Origin of the sequence: Methylobacterium sp. Leaf361, assembly GCF_001424445.1 — a bacterium.
In the GTDB taxonomy this organism is placed as follows: Bacteria; Pseudomonadota; Alphaproteobacteria; order Rhizobiales; family Beijerinckiaceae; genus Methylobacterium.
Window position 1 is genome coordinate 213,973 of record NZ_LMPY01000023.1, and the last position, 14,817, is coordinate 228,789.

Here is a 14,817-nt window from a genome sequence, read left to right on the forward strand (position 1 = left end):
ACGACATGCGCGCTGAGGACAATCGCTGATGGCCACCACCGACCTGCCCGGGACCATGCGCCAGATCCGTTACGCGGGTTCCGGGGGACCGGAGGTGATCAGCCTGGAGAACGCGCCCGTGCCGAGCCCGGGGCCCGGCCAGGTCCTGATCGAGGTGGTGGCGGCCGGGGTGAACCGGCCCGACGTCGCGCAGCGGTCCGGGGTGTACCCGCCGCCGCCCGGCGCCACCGAGATTCCCGGCCTCGAAGTCGCCGGCCGTGTGGTCGCGCTCGGCAGCGGGGTCGAGGGCCTGTCGGCCGGCGACGAGGTCTGCGCCCTGGTGATCAGCGGCGGCTACGCCGAGTACGCCGTGGCCGAGGCGGCCCATTGCCTGCCGCGACCGAAGGCCGTCTCGCTGGTCGATGCCGGCGGTCTGCCGGAGACCTTCTTCACGGTCTACTCCAACGTGGTCCAGCGCGGCCGCCTGACGCGCGGCGAGAGCTTCCTCGTCCACGGCGGGTCGAGCGGCATCGGCGCCACGGCGATCCAGATCGCCAAGCATGTCGGCGCCCGGGTCTTCGCGACGGCGGGCTCCGCCGAGAAGTGCCGGTTCTGCGAGGATCTCGGGGCGGATGCCGCGATCGACTACAAGCAGGCCGACTTCGCCGAGGAACTGAAGCGCCTCACCGACGGGCGCGGCGTCGACGTCATCCTCGACATGATCGGCGCCAGCTACCTCGCCCGGAACCTCAAGTCGCTGGCACCGGACGGGCGGCTGGTGATGATCGCGCTGATGGGCGGCTACAAGGTCGACGGGCTGAACATCACGCCGATCATGCGCAACCGCCTGACCTTCACCGGCTCGACGCTCCGGCCGCGCGGGAAGGGCGACAAGGCCGCGATCGCCGACGGTCTCCGCCGGGACATCTGGCCCGAGCTCGAGGCCGGACGCATCCGGTCCGTCACTCACGCCACGTTCCCGCTCGAAGAGGCGCGGGCGGCGCACGAGCTGATGGAATCGAGCGCCCATCTCGGCAAGATCCTGCTGACGACCGGCCGCTGAGCCGGCCCCGTCAGGAACCTGCCTCGGCGGCCCCGCGTTGGCGGCCGGTAACGAGATCGTGTCGCACAGCGCCCGTTCCGGCGTGTGGCGTCCCGCCGAGGAAGGTTTTGTACATGGCCGAGAGACTGAACCCCAACGAGAGCCGTCAGGGCGAGCGCGGCAAGCCGGTGCTCTGGGTCTTGGTGGCGAGCCTCGTCCTGCTGGCGATCGCGACCGTGGGCCTGCTCACGTGGAACGGCGCCAACTCGCCGAAGGACTACGCCAGCCAGAGCCAGGACGCGTCGCGCAAGGAGGTGACGGGCTCGGTCAACGGCCAGTCCGGCGGGTCGTCGCCGTCGAATAGCACCGCCGTTCCGGGCGGCAACCCGTCCTATCCGCAGCCGGCCCAGCCGGGCGCGAACGGCGCGCCGAAGTAAGGCGTCGCGCGCGGGACGGCTCGGGCCGTCCCGCACACGGCCCTCTCAGCGGGTCGGGATCGGCGTCGGGCCGCGGTAATCGTAGAAGCCGCGCTTGGCCTTCCGGCCCAGCCAGCCGGCCTCGACGTACTTCACGAGGAGCGGGCAGGGCCGGTACTTCGAATCGGCGAGGCCCTCGTAGAGAACCTGCATGACCGACAGGCAGGTATCGAGGCCGATGAAGTCGGCCAGCTGCAGCGGGCCCATCGGGTGGTTCGCGCCGAGCTTCATGGCGGTGTCGATCGACTCGACCGATCCGACGCCCTCGTAGAGCGTGTAGATCGCCTCGTTGATCATCGGCAGCAGGATCCGGTTGACGATGAAGGCCGGGAAATCCTCCGACATCGTCGACGTCTTGCCGAGCTTCGCGATGAACGCCTTGGCCGACTCGTAGGTCGTGTCCTCGGTGGCGATGCCGCGGATCAGCTCGACGAGCTGCATCACCGGCACCGGGTTCATGAAGTGGATGCCGATGAACTTCTCCGGCCGGTCGGTCGCCGCCGCCAGCCGGGTGATCGAGATCGACGACGTGTTGGTCGCCACCAGGGTCTCCGGCCGCAGCGACCCGCACAGCGTGGTGAAGATCTCGCGCTTGGTCGCCTCGTTCTCGGTCGCCGCCTCGATGACGAGATCGCACGGGCCGAGGGCAGCGAAGTCGCGGGCGGGGACGATGCGCGAGCGGGCCTCGCCGCTGTCGCCCTCGGTGAGCGCGCCCTTCGAGACGAGGCGCGCGAGGCTGCCCTCGATCACCGACAGCCCGTTCTCGAGCCGGGCGGGATCGCGGTCGTTCAGCAGAACCTCGAAGCCGGCGGTGGCGCAGACCTGCGCGATGCCGCTGCCCATCTGGCCCGCGCCGACGATGCCGACCCGCTTGATCTCCATATGCATGTGCCGACCTGTGCCCCCAAGGCGGATGCCGCAGCGCTGCCGCCCAGTTTTCTGGACGGCACGGACGCGACGGCACCGCGCGAAGTCTCGCCGCTGCTGCCTTCTAGACCAATCCTCGATCCGGAAGGAACCCGTGAAGCCGCGTTCTGCGACAATGCTCGCGGGTTGCCAGATCCGGTGCCGTTACTGGCCCTTGGCTTTGCCGATCTCGGATTGCAGCTCGGGAACGACCTGGAACAGGTCGCCGACGAGGCCGTAATCGGCCACCTGGAAGATCGGCGCGTCCTCATCCTTGTTGATGGCGACGATGACCTTCGAGTCCTTCATGCCGGCGAGGTGCTGGATAGCGCCCGAGATCCCCACCGCGACGTAGAGGTCCGGCGCCACGACCTTGCCGGTCTGCCCCACCTGCCAGTCGTTCGGCGCGTAGCCCGCGTCCACGGCGGCGCGCGAGGCGCCGACGGCGGCGCCCAGCGAGTCGGCCAGCGGCTCGATCAGCTCGTGGAACTTGTCCGAGGAGCCGAGCGAGCGGCCGCCGGAGACGATGATCCGCGCCGAGGCCAGTTCCGGCCGGTCGGACTTGGCGATCTCCTCGCCCTTGAAGCTCGAGCCGCCCGCCTCGGGCGCGGCCGCCGAGACGGCCTCCACCGGCGCCGGGGCGCCCCCCTCTTCGGCCGCCTTGAAGGCCGCCGTGCGCACCGTGATCACCTTCTTGCCGGCGGGCGCCTGCACGGTCTGGATGGCGTTGCCAGCGTAGATCGGCCGCTCGAACGTGTCGGGCGAGACCACCTTGATGATGTCGGAGACCTGCGCGACGTCGAGCAGGGCGGCCACGCGCGGCAGCACGTTCTTGCCCGTGGTCGAGGCCGAGGCGATGATCGTGTCGTAGGGCTCGGCGATGGCGGCGATGAGCGCCGAGACCGGCTCGGCGAGGTCGTGGTCGTAGACGCCGTCCTCGGCGTTCAGGACCTTCTCGACGCCGTCGAGCTTGCCCGCGGCCTCGGCCACGGCCTTGGAGCCGGTGCCCAGCACGAGGGCGTGGACCGGCGCGCCGATCTCCTTGGCGGCGGCGAGCGCCTTCAGCGTGCTGTCCTTGATCTGGCCGTTGCCGTGCTCGACGAAGAGGAGTGTCGTCATGGTCTGCTGGTGCCCTCGAAGGTGGTGGCGCGGGGCTCGACCGTCGACCGGGAGCCCCGCCTCGGATCAGATGACGCCGGCTTCGACCTTGAGCTTCTGGACGAGCTCGGCCGCGGAGGCGACCTTCACGCCGGCCGAGCGGCCCGGCGGTTCGGCGGTCTTCAGCACCGTGAGCCGCGGCGTGACGTCGACGCCGAGCGCGTCGGGTGCCAGCTCCTCCAGGGGCTTCTTCTTGGCCTTCATGATGTTGGGCAGCGACGCGTAGCGCGGCTCGTTGAGGCGGAGGTCCGTCGTCACGATGGCCGGCAGCTTGAGGCTCACGGTCTGCAGGCCGCCATCGACCTCGCGGGTGACGTCGAGGCTGCCCTCGCCGGGCTCGATCTTGTACGCGAAGGTGCCCTGAGGCCAGCCGAGCAGGGCGGCGAGCATCTGGCCGGTCTGGTTAGAGTCGTCGTCGATCGCCTGCTTGCCGAGGATGACGAGCTCCGGGCTCTCCTTCTCGACGACGGCCTTCAGGAGCTTCGCGACGGCGAGCGGCTCGCAGTTCACGTCGGTCTTCACCAGGATCGCCCGGTCGGCGCCCATGGCGAGTGCCGTGCGCAGCGTCTCCTGCGCCTGCTGCGGGCCGATCGACACGGCCACGATCTCGGTGACCTTGCCCTTCTCCTTCAGGCGGATCGCCTCCTCGACGGCGATCTCGTCGAAGGGGTTCATGGACATCTTGACGTTGGCGAGCTCGACGCCGGAGCCGTCGGCCTTCACGCGAATCTTGACGTTGTAGTCCACCACCCGCTTGACGGGCACCAGCACCTTCATGGCGGTCACGATCCTTCCCCGGAGGATTCTTGTCGTCGTGCAGGCCACTCCCACGGGCGCGCGAGGCGCAGCGTGGCCGGGGCACGCAAGGCGCCGGACCGTAACGGCCACATTTCCGCCTTGTCAACGCGGCGCCGTGGCGGCCCCGCGAAAACCGCGATGCCGGCTCAGCGATTGGCGCCGGGCACCCAGAGCACGTCGTCGGCCCCGTCGCCGTTCGCCGCCCGGCTCGCCACGAACAGGAAGTCCGACAGGCGGTTGAGGTAGCGCAGCGCCTCCGGCGAGACCGTCTCGTCCTCCCGCGCAGCGAGGCTGACCGCGAGCCGCTCGGCGCGCCGGCAGACGGTCCGGGCGAGGTGCAGCGCCGCGGCAGCCGGCGAGCCGCCGGGCAGGACGAAGGATTTCAGCGGCGGGATCGCGGCGTTGAGCGCGTCGATATCGCGCTCCAGCCGGTCGACCTGGCTCGCCACGATCCGCAGCGGCTCGTAGGGGAGGGGCTCCGGGGTCGGCGGCGTCGCGAGATCGGCGCCGAGGTCGAACAGGTCGTTCTGGATCGCCCCCAGCATCCCGTCGAGGGGGCCCTGCGTGTGCAGGCGCGCCATGCCGATGCAGGCATTGGTCTCGTCGACGGTGCCGTAGGTCTCGACCCGCAGGTCTGCCTTCGAGCGCCGCTGCCCGTCCGCCAGCGCGGTCGTCCCCTTGTCGCCGGTCCTCGTGTAGATGCGGTTGAGCTTGACCACGGGGTGGCGTGCCTCAGAACGTGTAGCCGATCTTGCCGCCGAAATTGGTCAGGCCGCGGTTGTTGGCGCAGAGCCCGGCATTCGACATGTGCTCGACCGTCGCCATGATGCTCCAGTGCTCCGTCAGGCGGAAGCCCAGGGCGGCCGCCTCGCGGAACATCGGCGAGCAGCCGAGGGTGTTGAAGCCGTAGGGCGTCTCGGCCTTCGGGCCGGTCCAGCCGTTATGGGCCACGCCGCCGAAGAACCCGTCGAGGAACACGCGGCGGTTGAAGGTCTCGGGGAAGATCTCGAGCGTCCAGGTCGCGCCGAGATAGGCGTAGCTGGTCCGGCCACCGGTGTTGTAGCTGCCGCCGACGGTCGGCCGCGGCACGAAGGCCTGCCAGAACGGATCGTCGCTGATGCGCGGCTTGGCGAACAGGATCTCGCCGTTGACGTTCGCCTTGCTGAAGCCGGGGAGCTTGCCCTCGGCGCTCCCGGGATCCTGCACCGCGCCGCCGATCCGGATCTCCGACACGATGCTGAGCGGCTGGACGGGGGCCGCGTAGGCGGCGGGCGGCGGCGGCGCGAGGTCGGCGGCCGAAGCCGGCAGAATCGCCGCCCCGGTCAGAAGGCCGAACAGACGGAGGCGGGAAGGGGCAGTCATGCGGGCTCGGCCGGTTAGGCGCAGCGATTTGCTTCTACCGAGCGTAGCAGAGGCCCGCGCGGCGGGGCGGCCTATTCATCCTTCACCGGATCGAAAGGTGTTCGGTGCGGCGGCGCGGTCACACCCGGCCCGAAGCCCTCACGCCGAGCGCCACCAGACGACGCCCATGATGATCACGATCGCGACGAACTGCAGGAGCACCCGGAGGCGCATCAGCTTCTGCGAGAGGTTCACGCTGCCGCCGCGCATCATGTTGGCGAGGCCCGCGACCAGCACCGCGGCGACGGCGAGGCAGGCGATCAGGACGAGGGTGTTGGACGACATGCGGTCGGGGATCCGGGTGGGGCGCGAGCCGCGATGCGGCTCGGCGCGTCGTTGAGGTGTCGGGCGCTCAGTTGCGGCGGAGGAGGCGCTCGAAATAGTCGAGTTCCTCGCGGGGGCGACTCGGGTCTCCGAGCTTGCGCCGCAGCTCCTCCATGATGCGCCGGGCGCGCTGGACCGCGGATTCGTCGGCCGTGGGGACGCGGACCCGCCCGTCGCTCATGTCGCGGCCGCGGGTCGGGCGCCCGAGGGGATCGTCGTCGCGGGCGCCGGCCTGACCCTGCTGGCCCGGCTGCTGGCCCCCCTCCTGCTGGCCCTCGCCCTGGCCCTCGGCCATCTCCTGCATCTGCTGGGCCATGCCGTCGGCGCCGCGCTTGAGGCCGTCGAGGGCGCGGCCCTGCGCGTCGACCGCGCCGTCCGAATCGCCGTCCTTCAGCGCGTTCTCGGCCTCGCGCATGGCGTCCTCGGCGTCGGAGAGGCCCTGCTCGCCGCGCATGCCGTTCTCCTTCATGCGCTTCTGAAGGTCCTCCAGCCGCTGCCGGAGCGCCTGCTGGCGCTCGCCGACGCCGCCCTGCTGGCCCTCGCCCTGCTGCCCCTGACCCTTCTGGCCCTGTTGGCCCTGACCCTGCTGGCCTTGCCCCTGCTGACCCTTCTGACCCTGCTGGCGCTGGCCCTGCTGCCCCTGGCCCTGCTGACCCTTCTGACCCTGCTGGCGCTGGCCCTGCTGCCCCTGGCCCTGCTGGCCGCGCTGTCCCTGCTGCGGCTGGCCGCGATTCTGCGGGCGCTGGCCGTCGCGCTGCTCCTCGCTGTCCTTGAAGGTCTCGTCGCGCAGGCCCTGCTGCTCACGCGACATCGCGTCGAGATCGCGCATCTGCTTCTGCATCTCGCGGGACGCCTGATCGGAGCGACCGCCGCGCTCGGCGGTCTGGAGATTCTCCAGGATGTTGCGCAGCTGCTCCATCAGGCGCTGCGCCTCGGCGGTGTCGCCGCGCTTCATCGCCTCCGCCATGTCCTGGATCATCTTGTCGAGATCCTCCGGCGTGACGGTCTTGGTCTGCCCGTTGCTCTGGCCGCGCTCGCTCTGCTCGCGGGGCTCGCGGCCCTGCTTCTGCGCCATCTCGGACAGGAACTTGTCGAGCGCCTGCTTCAGGTCCTGCGTCAGGCGCCTGATCTCGTCGTCGGGCGCGTTGCGCTCGATCGCCTCCTTCAGCCGGTCCTGGGCCTGGCGGAGCTGCTTCTCGGCGTCCGACAGGTCGCCGTCCTCGATCTTGAGAGCCATCTCCCAGAGGAGGTCGGCCACCGCGACGAGGTCGGCATCCGTGCGGGCGCGGCGCAGGCGCTCGGTCGCAGTCCGCAGGCCGAGGAAGACCGCGGGCTGCGGCGTGTACGTGTCGGGCGCGACCAGCAGGGCGTCCAGCGCCCCCTGGACCCAGCGGCGATCCGTGTCGGGCGCGATGACGAGCCGGCGGCGCTGTTCGGCGAGCGCCCGCGCCAGCGGTTCGCGGAACGGCCGCGCCGGCAGGACGATCTCGGTGTCGGGCGTGCGCCCCTCCTGGCCGGCCTCGTCCTTGACGACGATATGGTAGCGAACCTTCGCGCCGGACCACGGGCTCTCGGTGAGGTCCACGAGGGTCTTGGTGTCGGTGTCGCCGCTCGCGTCGCCCGGCAGCGCCAGGTTGATCTGCGGCACCGGGACCAGGGCCCGCGCGGACTTCAGCGGCTCGATCACCGCCTCGGCCGAGCTGATCCCGTAATCGTCCTTCGCCCGGTAGGTCAGGTTGAAGGTGCCGCGCCCGTTCACCTCGGGGCCGCCCACGGCGGTCACCTCCGGCGGCCGGTCGGGGATCGCGTCGACCGTGAGACGCTGCTTGCCCGCGGGGGTCACGATCGTCAGCGCGGCGCCGCCGACGATGCGGTAGCGCTCCTCGCGCAGGTCGGCGCGCGCCTCCTGGCCCGGCACCGGGACGAGGCCGGCATTGGGCGTGAGGGTCGTCTCGGACGCGGCCTTGCCCTGGCCGGCGATCCGCACGATCAGCTGCGCGTTGACCGGCGCGCGCAGGTGCTGGTCGCTCCCGTCCATCGCGATCAGCAGCGGCGGAAGCCGCGTGTAGAGCGGCGGGTCGATCCAGCCGTCCACGCGGAAGTTCGGGCCGGGCGCCGCCGGCTCCTGCCAGTCGAAGGCGGCGCCGATCCGCTGGCGCCACTCGGGGCCGGCCACGAACAGGCTGGCGACCGCCGCGACCACTAGGCCGGCGCGCAGCGCGAAGGGGTCGTGCCGGGTCATGCCCGGTCGCGGCAGGCCGACCCGCAGCGCCGAGATCGCCTGCGCGGCCCGGCGCTGGTGGAGGTCCCACAGCAGCCGGCTTCCCGGATCGGCGGCGCCGACGGCGAGGCTGTCCTGGGCGGCCGAGGCCGGCCCGTGCCGCAGCTTCGGATCGCGGGAAGCGGCCTCGCGGTCGAGCCGCGCCAGGGCGAGGCGCCGGTCCGGCCGGGCGATGTGGATCAGCGGCAGGAGCGCGGCGACGAGCAGGATGGCGAGGGCGCCGAGGCCGATCTGGCGCCAGAGCGGCGTGAGGTCGAGCCACACGCCCGCCCAGGAGACGACCAGGAAGAGCAGGAAGACGCCGATGCCGCGCCAGAGCACGGGCCAGGCCTGCTCCCACAGGGCGGCGGCCCGCGCCTGCGCCACCAGCCGGTCGAGCCGCGTGGACGCCGCGTCCGCTCCGCCCACCCGGGTCTTGCTCTCGGTGCCGTTGCTGCCGATCACGCCGACCGTTCCGCCTCACGCCGAAGGAGTGGCCCACGGAGCCGCCCCCGGCGGGCCCCGTCACACGTGCCTAGCATGGTGGGCCGCGCGGGTCGGCGGGTCAAATCGGCGCGACGGCGGCCCGACCGGCGCGCCGGTCAGTTGTGCGCCTGGATGAAGTTGCGCACCTGCGGGTAGATCTGCGACTCCCAGCGCCGCCCGGCGAAGACGCCGTAATGGCCCACGCCGGCCTGGAGGTGGTGGGTCCGCATGTACGGGGCGAGGTCCGAGCACAGGTCGTGGGCCGCCATGGTCTGCCCGACCGCGCAGATGTCGTCCCGCTCGCCCTCGACCGTCATCAGCGCCGTGCGGCGGATCGCGCGCAGGTCGATCGGCTCGCCCCGATACGACACCGCGTTCCGGGCCAGGGCGTGGTCTTGGAACACCGTCTTGACCGTCTCGAGGTAGAAATCGGCGGCGAGATCGAGCACCGCGAAATACTCGTCGTAGAAGGTCTCGATCGCCTCGGCCTTGTCGTGCTCGCCGTTGGCCATGTGCCAGAACAGGTCGGCGTGGCCCTGGACGTGGCGCTTGGCGTTCATCGCCATGAAGGCCGAGACCTGCACGAAACCCGGATAGACCTTGCGGCCGGCCCCCTTGTGGCGCGACGGCACCGTGGCGATCAGGTTCTTCTCGAACCACTCGATCGGCTTGGAGGTCGCGAGCTCGTTCACGCCCGTCGGGTTGATCCGGCAATCCACCGGGCCGGCCATCAGGGTCATGCTGCGCGGGGCGGCCGGGTCCTTCGACTGCGCCATCGCGGCGGCGGCCACCAGCGCCTGCACGGCGGGCTGGCACACCGCCACCATGTGGGCGCCTTCGCCCATGGTCCGCAGGAACTGGATGAGGTGGCTCACGTAGTCGTCGAAGCCGAAGGTCCCGTCGGAGAGCGGCACGTCCCGGGCGTTGTGCCAGTCGGTGATGTAGACGTCGTGATCGGGCAGCATCGTGCGCACGGTGGCGCGGAGCAGCGTGGCGAAGTGGCCCGACATCGGCGCCACCATCAGCACCTTGGGCTGCTCGGTGTGGATGTCCTTCTTGAAGTGGAGCAGCGTGGCGAAGGGCGTGACCTCGACCGCCTCCTCGGAGACCGGGACGCTCCGGTTCCCGACATTCACCGACTCGATGCCGTAGGGCGGCCGCGCGAAGGTCAGGCCCGCGCGCATCATCATCCGGGCCCCGGCGGACATCCAGGTCGCCGGCTCGCCCCACCCGATCCAGGGCGACCAGATGTCGTTCAGCAGCCGCCCCCACGCCCGGGTCTGGGCGGCCATGTCGGTCTGCAGATCGAACGCGTCGTACAGCATCGGGCAGGCACTCGCTTGAGCCCTGCCCGGCACGCGGGCCATCGGGGCGGCAACGTTGGCGGATGCCGGAGTGAGGGTTGCATCAGCGTGGCCGTGCAGGATGGGTCCCGTTCCCGGAGGCGGCAACTGTCCGATAGGCGGATGCGAACAAGAATTGTCGTGACGTGACTTTGATGCACCACGCGCCGCGCCGATCACATTCGGGTGTGCCGAATCGTCCGGCACACCCCCGCCGTCACGAGGCGCGGCGAATGACCGGGCGCGGGTCGGACTCGCTCCGACGATGCTCGCAGGCGACCTTGAGGTACCGGTCGCTGCCCCCGGGCAACCCGGCCTGGGCGGCCATCGTCTGGGCGTGCATCAGGCATTCCATCGGCGTGTGCGCCGGCGCGATGATGACGTCGAGGGCGGTGTCGCGCGAGCAGTCCTGGGCCAGCAGCGTGCCGGCACAGACGAGGGCAACGGAGAGCAATTCCGACATGACGGACCTCAGCTTCGAGTGATCGAAAGGTCCGCGGGGTGCTCCGGCGTGCGAGCCACCGCGTTGTCGTTGCCTGGTCGCTTCCTCCGGTTGCTGAAGACTTGAAGCACGTCATGTGCCAGCGCAGCACGACGCGTCCCTTGAGAGGTGCAACGCCGTCTGGGCCGGACTCAGTCGCGGGCGGGAAGCCAGCGCGTCTCCGGCTCGTCGGCGGGCAGGAGCGCCGCGACCGCGTCGAGGTCGACCACGTACTGATCGGTGAGACGCTGCCACATCTCGACCGGCGAGGCGACCTGCGGCCGGAGCCCGTCGAGGGCGCGGGCGAGCAGGGCCGCATTGACGAGCTTCGGGCGCGGCACGAGCGGGTCAGCGTTCAGCATCGATGACGATCCCATTGGAGTGACGCCATCCTGCGTCGATCGTGGTTAACGATGGGTTACGTGCCGCCTCGACATCTTGCGCTGTTCTTGCGGACGCTTTCGCGCCGGGCTCTGAGCTGGATTCGCCGGCGCCCCCGGTCACGCCGAGGCGCCGCCAGACCTGAGCAACGCTGCCCGCGGACGCACCGGGCCGCGCGGGATCGCCCAGGCGAATCCACGCGCGTTCGCCAGGGCGTCGGCACCCGCTCGAGTTCACAAGCCGGACCCCTTCCCTTATCAGGCAGGCGCATCGAGCCTGTCCCGGCCGACGAAGTGCCGCCGCGCAGGGCGTGCACGGCTCCGGTCGCGCGGCTCCGGTCGATTGTGCGAACGGGACATCATGGACGCCAAACCTGAAGCGATCGGCGCGACGCATGAGCCGACGGCGCGACTCGTGCTCGCGTCCGCTTCGCCCCGCCGTCTCGCGCTGCTCCAGCAGATCGGGATCGAGCCCGCGGCGCTCCTGCCCGCCGAGATCGACGAGACACCGCGCAAGGCCGAGCCGCCGCGCGAGCTGGCGCGGCGCCTCGCGCGGACGAAGCTCGCCACCGCCGAGGCGGCGCTCCACTTGGAGGACACGACGACGCCGACCTGGCTTCTCTCGGCCGACACGGTCGTCGCGGTCGGGCGGCGCGTCCTGCCGAAGGCCGAGATCCCCGACGAGGCCGCGGATTGCCTGCGCCTGCTCTCGGGCCGGCAGCACCGGGTCTACACGGCGGTCTGCGTGCTCTCGCCCCGCGGGCGCCGCGAGCGGATCGTCGAGAGCCGCGTCCGGTTTAAGCGGCTCTCGGGCCGGGACATCCAGGGCTACGTGGCCTCGGGCGAGTGGCGCGGCAAAGCCGGCGGCTACGCGATCCAGGGCCTGGCCGGGGCCTTCGTGGTCAAGCTGGTCGGCTCGTACAGCGGCGTGGTTGGCCTGCCGCTCTACGAGACCCTGAGCCTGCTCGACGGCGAGGGCTTTCCCGTACGGGCCGGGTGGGGCGCCCTCGCATGACTCGGGAACGCCGGCCGCCGCCCTGTCCGATTTGCCGGAAACCATCCGCGCCGGAGTTCCAGCCGTTCTGCTCCCAGCGCTGCGCCGACGTCGATCTGGGGCGCTGGCTCAACGAGCGCTACGCGATCCCCGAGGAGCTCGATCCCGACGCGCCGCCGCCCCCGCCGGATCCGGAGCGCTGAATTTTTCGGCCTTCCGGTCCCGTCGATGTCACGCGAGGCTGGACAGGCCGCCAAGCACTCACTATACCCCGCGACGTCCGAGGCCGGCACCGGCGCGGACGACGCCCAGGTAGCTCAGTTGGTAGAGCATGCGACTGAAAATCGCAGTGTCGGCGGTTCGACTCCGTCCCTGGGCACCATCATCCCGCTGAGCGCCCGACCATCGGATCGGTAGAGCCGGCGACAGGATCCTCGATCTTCTGACAATACTCGGCTGCAGGTCGCGCGCGTCCGCGCGTCCCGATCAGCGCGTCTCCGCGTCGCGCAGGTGCAGGTAGGTCGGATCGAATTCGGCCGCTTCCTGCAGCCCGGCCCAGTCGTGGACGGTGAGGCGGCGACCCCGGAGCGTGATCAGGCCGGCGGCCTTGAGATCGCGGATCGTCCGGTTGACGTGGACCGACGTGATCCCGAGGGCATCCGCGAGTTCGGGCTGCGTCATCGGCAGGTCGCAGGTCCGGTCGGGTGCCAGACCGACGGCGTCGAGGCGGGTCATCAGCTCGCAGAACAGGTGAGCCATCCGCGCATACGCTTCCCGGCGCCCGGTGTTGAGCATCCATTCCCGGACCAGGGCGGCGTCCATCAGCGTCGCGCGCCAGAACACCTCGTTGAGGCGCGGCTGCGCCCGCAGCATCGCCCGGACCGCGTCGTGCTGGACGAAGCCGAGGCGGCAGGCGCTCACCGTGGCGATGTTGATGTCGAGCACCTCCAGGAACAGGCTCTGGAAATCCGGCACGTCCCCGGGGACGTGGTAGCTCATCACCTGCCGCTTGCCCGCGCGTGTCGACTTGTAGGTGCAGGCGATACCGCTGAGCAGCGTGAAGCTCCGGGACGGCCGGTCGCCCTCCCGAATGATGTCCTGGTTGGGCTCGAACTGGGCGACCTGCAGCGGGAGCGCGACGAGGGCGGCGCGCTCCGCGTCGGACAGCCGGAACAGGGCCACGGTCTCGATCCGGCGCAGGAACGGATCTCTGACCGACGGTTGGGGTGTCTCGTTCATCGCGCCTCGGCCGTCCGGCAGAAGCGCTCGGCGTCGCGCGGCCGGTCGTCCACCGTCGTTGGTCCCCGCGTAAGTGTAGGGTCCCGGTCGGGCGCGACCAGGGCGAGGGCCGGCACCGGGCGCCCTCGGTGAGGCCGGGACTGGAATTTCCCGGCCCGTCCGCGCACAGAAGTCCGGCGGCGCGGTCGCCGTTCAGCCTGACGGAAAGCCCGATGAACACGGCAGATCTCGCCCCGCACGCGCATCAGGTCCTGCGCGACGCGACCCTGCCCGAGCTGCCCCGGCACTACCGCGGCAAGGTCCGGGACAATTACGACCTTCCCGACGGCCGTCGCATCCTCATCACGTCGGATCGGATCAGCGCCTTCGACCGGGCGCTCGCGGCGATCCCGTTCAAGGGCCAGGTCCTGACCCAGACCGCCCGCTACTGGTTCGAGCAGACCGCCGACCTGTGCCCGAACCACGTCCTCGCCTATCCCGATCCCAACGTGGTGGTCGGCCGGCGCCTGGAGATCCTGCCCGTGGAGGTGGTGGTGCGCGGCTACCTCGCGGGCACCACGTCGACCTCGATCCTGACGCGCTACCGCGCGGGCGAGCGGGACATGTACGGCCACACCTTCCCCGACGGGATGCGGCCGAACCAGCGCCTGCCGGAGGCGATCATCACGCCGACCACCAAGGCGTTCGACGGCGGCCACGACGAGCCGCTCACCGAGGCGGAGATCCTCGAGCGCGGGTTGCTGACGCGCGCGCAGTGGGAGACCGTGTCGGGGGCGGCCCTGGCGCTGTTCGCGCGCGGCACGGCCCTGGCGGCGGAGCGCGGCCTGATCCTGGCCGACACGAAGTACGAGTTCGGCACGGATCCCGAGGGCCGGATCGTCCTCGCCGACGAGATCCACACGCCGGACAGCAGCCGGTACTGGTTCGCGCAGAGCTATCCCGAGCGCTTCGCCGCGGGTTCGGCCCCGGAGAGCTTCGACAAGGACTTCGTGCGCAACTGGGTCGTCGCCCGCTGCGACCCGTACAAGGACCCGATCCCCGAGATCCCCGCCGAGGTCGTCCTGGAGACCGCCGCGGTCTACATCCGCGCCTACGAGACGATCACGGGCAAGCGCTTCGTCCTGCCGGACCCGGCCGAGGAGCCCCTGGAGCGGATCCGGCGCAACATCGCCGCCTATCTCGCGGCGTAGCCTCGGGGTCGGGACAGGAGGTGCGGCGCCAGGCGCCGCACCCGGTCGAGCCTGTCAGGCCGCCGCGGCGATCGGGGCCGGCGACGGCGCGTCCATGGCGCGCAGGTAGACGTCGAGGAGCGTCTCCTGCTCGTCGCGCTCGTCCTTGTCCTGCTTGCGGATCTTCAGGATCTCCTTGAGCACCTTCACGTCGAGACCCTCGCCCTTGGCCTCGGCGAAGACCTCCTTCTTGGCCTCCATCAGGTCCTTGATCTCCTCCTCCAGCCGTTCCACGCGCTCGATGATCGAGCGGATGCGGTCGCCCGCGACGCCCACGGTGTCGGTCATGTCGGTCATGCAGTCCCTCGTCGGATGACGGGG

General features: G+C 70.9%; 17 protein-coding genes and 1 tRNA gene. 6 read left to right on the plus strand and 12 right to left on the minus strand.

From position 1 onward, the window contains the following. Positions 1-28: 28 nt before the first annotated feature. Entirely contained in the window at positions 29-1,042 is a 1,014-nt protein-coding gene (locus tag ASG32_RS16900; RefSeq protein ID WP_056528337.1) for an NAD(P)H-quinone oxidoreductase, read from the plus strand. A gap of 113 nt (positions 1,043-1,155) precedes the next feature. Beyond that, the gene (locus ASG32_RS16905; protein ID WP_020091847.1) at positions 1,156-1,458 is read left to right on the plus strand and encodes a hypothetical protein; all 303 of its coding nucleotides are present in this window, start codon (positions 1,156-1,158) and stop codon (positions 1,456-1,458) included. 45 nt (positions 1,459-1,503) lie between these two features. Here the strand turns inward: ASG32_RS16905 and ASG32_RS16910 are convergent, their stop codons facing one another. From ASG32_RS16910 to ASG32_RS16955, 10 genes are all read right to left on the minus strand, one after another. Further along, a complete protein-coding gene (locus tag ASG32_RS16910) occupies positions 1,504-2,385 on the minus strand; it encodes a 3-hydroxybutyryl-CoA dehydrogenase (RefSeq protein ID WP_056528340.1) in 882 nt (293 codons plus the stop codon). 183 nt (positions 2,386-2,568) lie between these two features. After that, complete coding sequence (locus ASG32_RS16915; RefSeq protein WP_056528343.1) at positions 2,569-3,522, minus strand: FAD-binding protein; 954 nt, start codon at positions 3,520-3,522, stop codon at positions 2,569-2,571. 66 nt (positions 3,523-3,588) lie between these two features. Next, entirely contained in the window at positions 3,589-4,338 is a 750-nt protein-coding gene (locus tag ASG32_RS16920; protein ID WP_056528346.1) for an electron transfer flavoprotein subunit beta/FixA family protein, read from the minus strand. Between the two features lie 167 nt (positions 4,339-4,505). Further along, a complete protein-coding gene (locus tag ASG32_RS16925) occupies positions 4,506-5,078 on the minus strand; it encodes a cob(I)yrinic acid a,c-diamide adenosyltransferase (RefSeq protein ID WP_056528350.1) in 573 nt (190 codons plus the stop codon). A gap of 13 nt (positions 5,079-5,091) precedes the next feature. Then, on the minus strand, positions 5,092-5,721 hold the full coding sequence (locus tag ASG32_RS16930) for an acyloxyacyl hydrolase (RefSeq protein ID WP_056528353.1): 630 nt from the start codon (positions 5,719-5,721) through the stop codon (positions 5,092-5,094). 138 nt (positions 5,722-5,859) lie between these two features. Then, positions 5,860-6,045 carry a twin transmembrane helix small protein gene (locus tag ASG32_RS16935; RefSeq protein WP_020091853.1) on the minus strand — a complete coding sequence of 62 codons (186 nt, stop codon included), beginning with the start codon at positions 6,043-6,045 and terminating at the stop codon, positions 5,860-5,862. Positions 6,046-6,112: 67 nt separating this feature from the next. Then, the gene (locus tag ASG32_RS16940) at positions 6,113-8,809 is read right to left on the minus strand and encodes a TIGR02302 family protein (RefSeq protein ID WP_244492010.1); all 2,697 of its coding nucleotides are present in this window, start codon (positions 8,807-8,809) and stop codon (positions 6,113-6,115) included. Between the two features lie 137 nt (positions 8,810-8,946). After that, positions 8,947-10,155, minus strand: a complete 1,209-nt coding sequence (phaZ, locus tag ASG32_RS16945; RefSeq protein ID WP_056528356.1) for a polyhydroxyalkanoate depolymerase — start codon at positions 10,153-10,155, stop codon at positions 8,947-8,949. Positions 10,156-10,390: 235 nt separating this feature from the next. Further along, positions 10,391-10,636 (minus strand): hypothetical protein, encoded by a 246-nt coding sequence (locus ASG32_RS16950; protein WP_056528359.1) that lies wholly within the window; start codon positions 10,634-10,636, stop codon positions 10,391-10,393. A gap of 170 nt (positions 10,637-10,806) precedes the next feature. Next, entirely contained in the window at positions 10,807-11,016 is a 210-nt protein-coding gene (locus ASG32_RS16955; protein ID WP_020091857.1) for a hypothetical protein, read from the minus strand. Between the two features lie 379 nt (positions 11,017-11,395). Here ASG32_RS16955 and ASG32_RS16960 point away from each other — a divergent pair, with 379 nt between their 5' ends. The 3 genes from ASG32_RS16960 to ASG32_RS16965 all read left to right on the plus strand — a co-directional run bounded on the left by ASG32_RS16960 (position 11,396) and on the right by ASG32_RS16965 (position 12,410). Then, positions 11,396-12,049 carry a Maf-like protein gene (locus ASG32_RS16960; protein WP_056528362.1) on the plus strand — a complete coding sequence of 218 codons (654 nt, stop codon included), beginning with the start codon at positions 11,396-11,398 and terminating at the stop codon, positions 12,047-12,049. After that, complete coding sequence (gene yacG / locus ASG32_RS32660) at positions 12,046-12,231, plus strand: DNA gyrase inhibitor YacG (RefSeq protein WP_082557921.1); 186 nt, start codon at positions 12,046-12,048, stop codon at positions 12,229-12,231. Before ASG32_RS16960 ends, yacG begins: the two co-directional genes overlap by 4 nt. A gap of 103 nt (positions 12,232-12,334) precedes the next feature. After that, positions 12,335-12,410, plus strand: a tRNA-Phe gene (locus tag ASG32_RS16965). 104 nt (positions 12,411-12,514) lie between these two features. Here ASG32_RS16965 and ASG32_RS16970 read toward each other — a convergent pair. Next, positions 12,515-13,267, minus strand: a complete 753-nt coding sequence (locus ASG32_RS16970) for a Crp/Fnr family transcriptional regulator (RefSeq protein ID WP_056528365.1) — start codon at positions 13,265-13,267, stop codon at positions 12,515-12,517. Between the two features lie 212 nt (positions 13,268-13,479). On the opposite strand from ASG32_RS16970, the gene ASG32_RS16975 reads away from it, so the two are divergent. Further along, complete coding sequence (locus tag ASG32_RS16975; RefSeq protein WP_056528367.1) at positions 13,480-14,457, plus strand: phosphoribosylaminoimidazolesuccinocarboxamide synthase; 978 nt, start codon at positions 13,480-13,482, stop codon at positions 14,455-14,457. A gap of 54 nt (positions 14,458-14,511) precedes the next feature. Here ASG32_RS16975 and ASG32_RS16980 read toward each other — a convergent pair whose 3' ends face one another. Then, a complete protein-coding gene (locus ASG32_RS16980) occupies positions 14,512-14,793 on the minus strand; it encodes a DUF2312 domain-containing protein (protein ID WP_020091862.1) in 282 nt (93 codons plus the stop codon). Positions 14,794-14,817 lie beyond the last annotated feature (24 nt).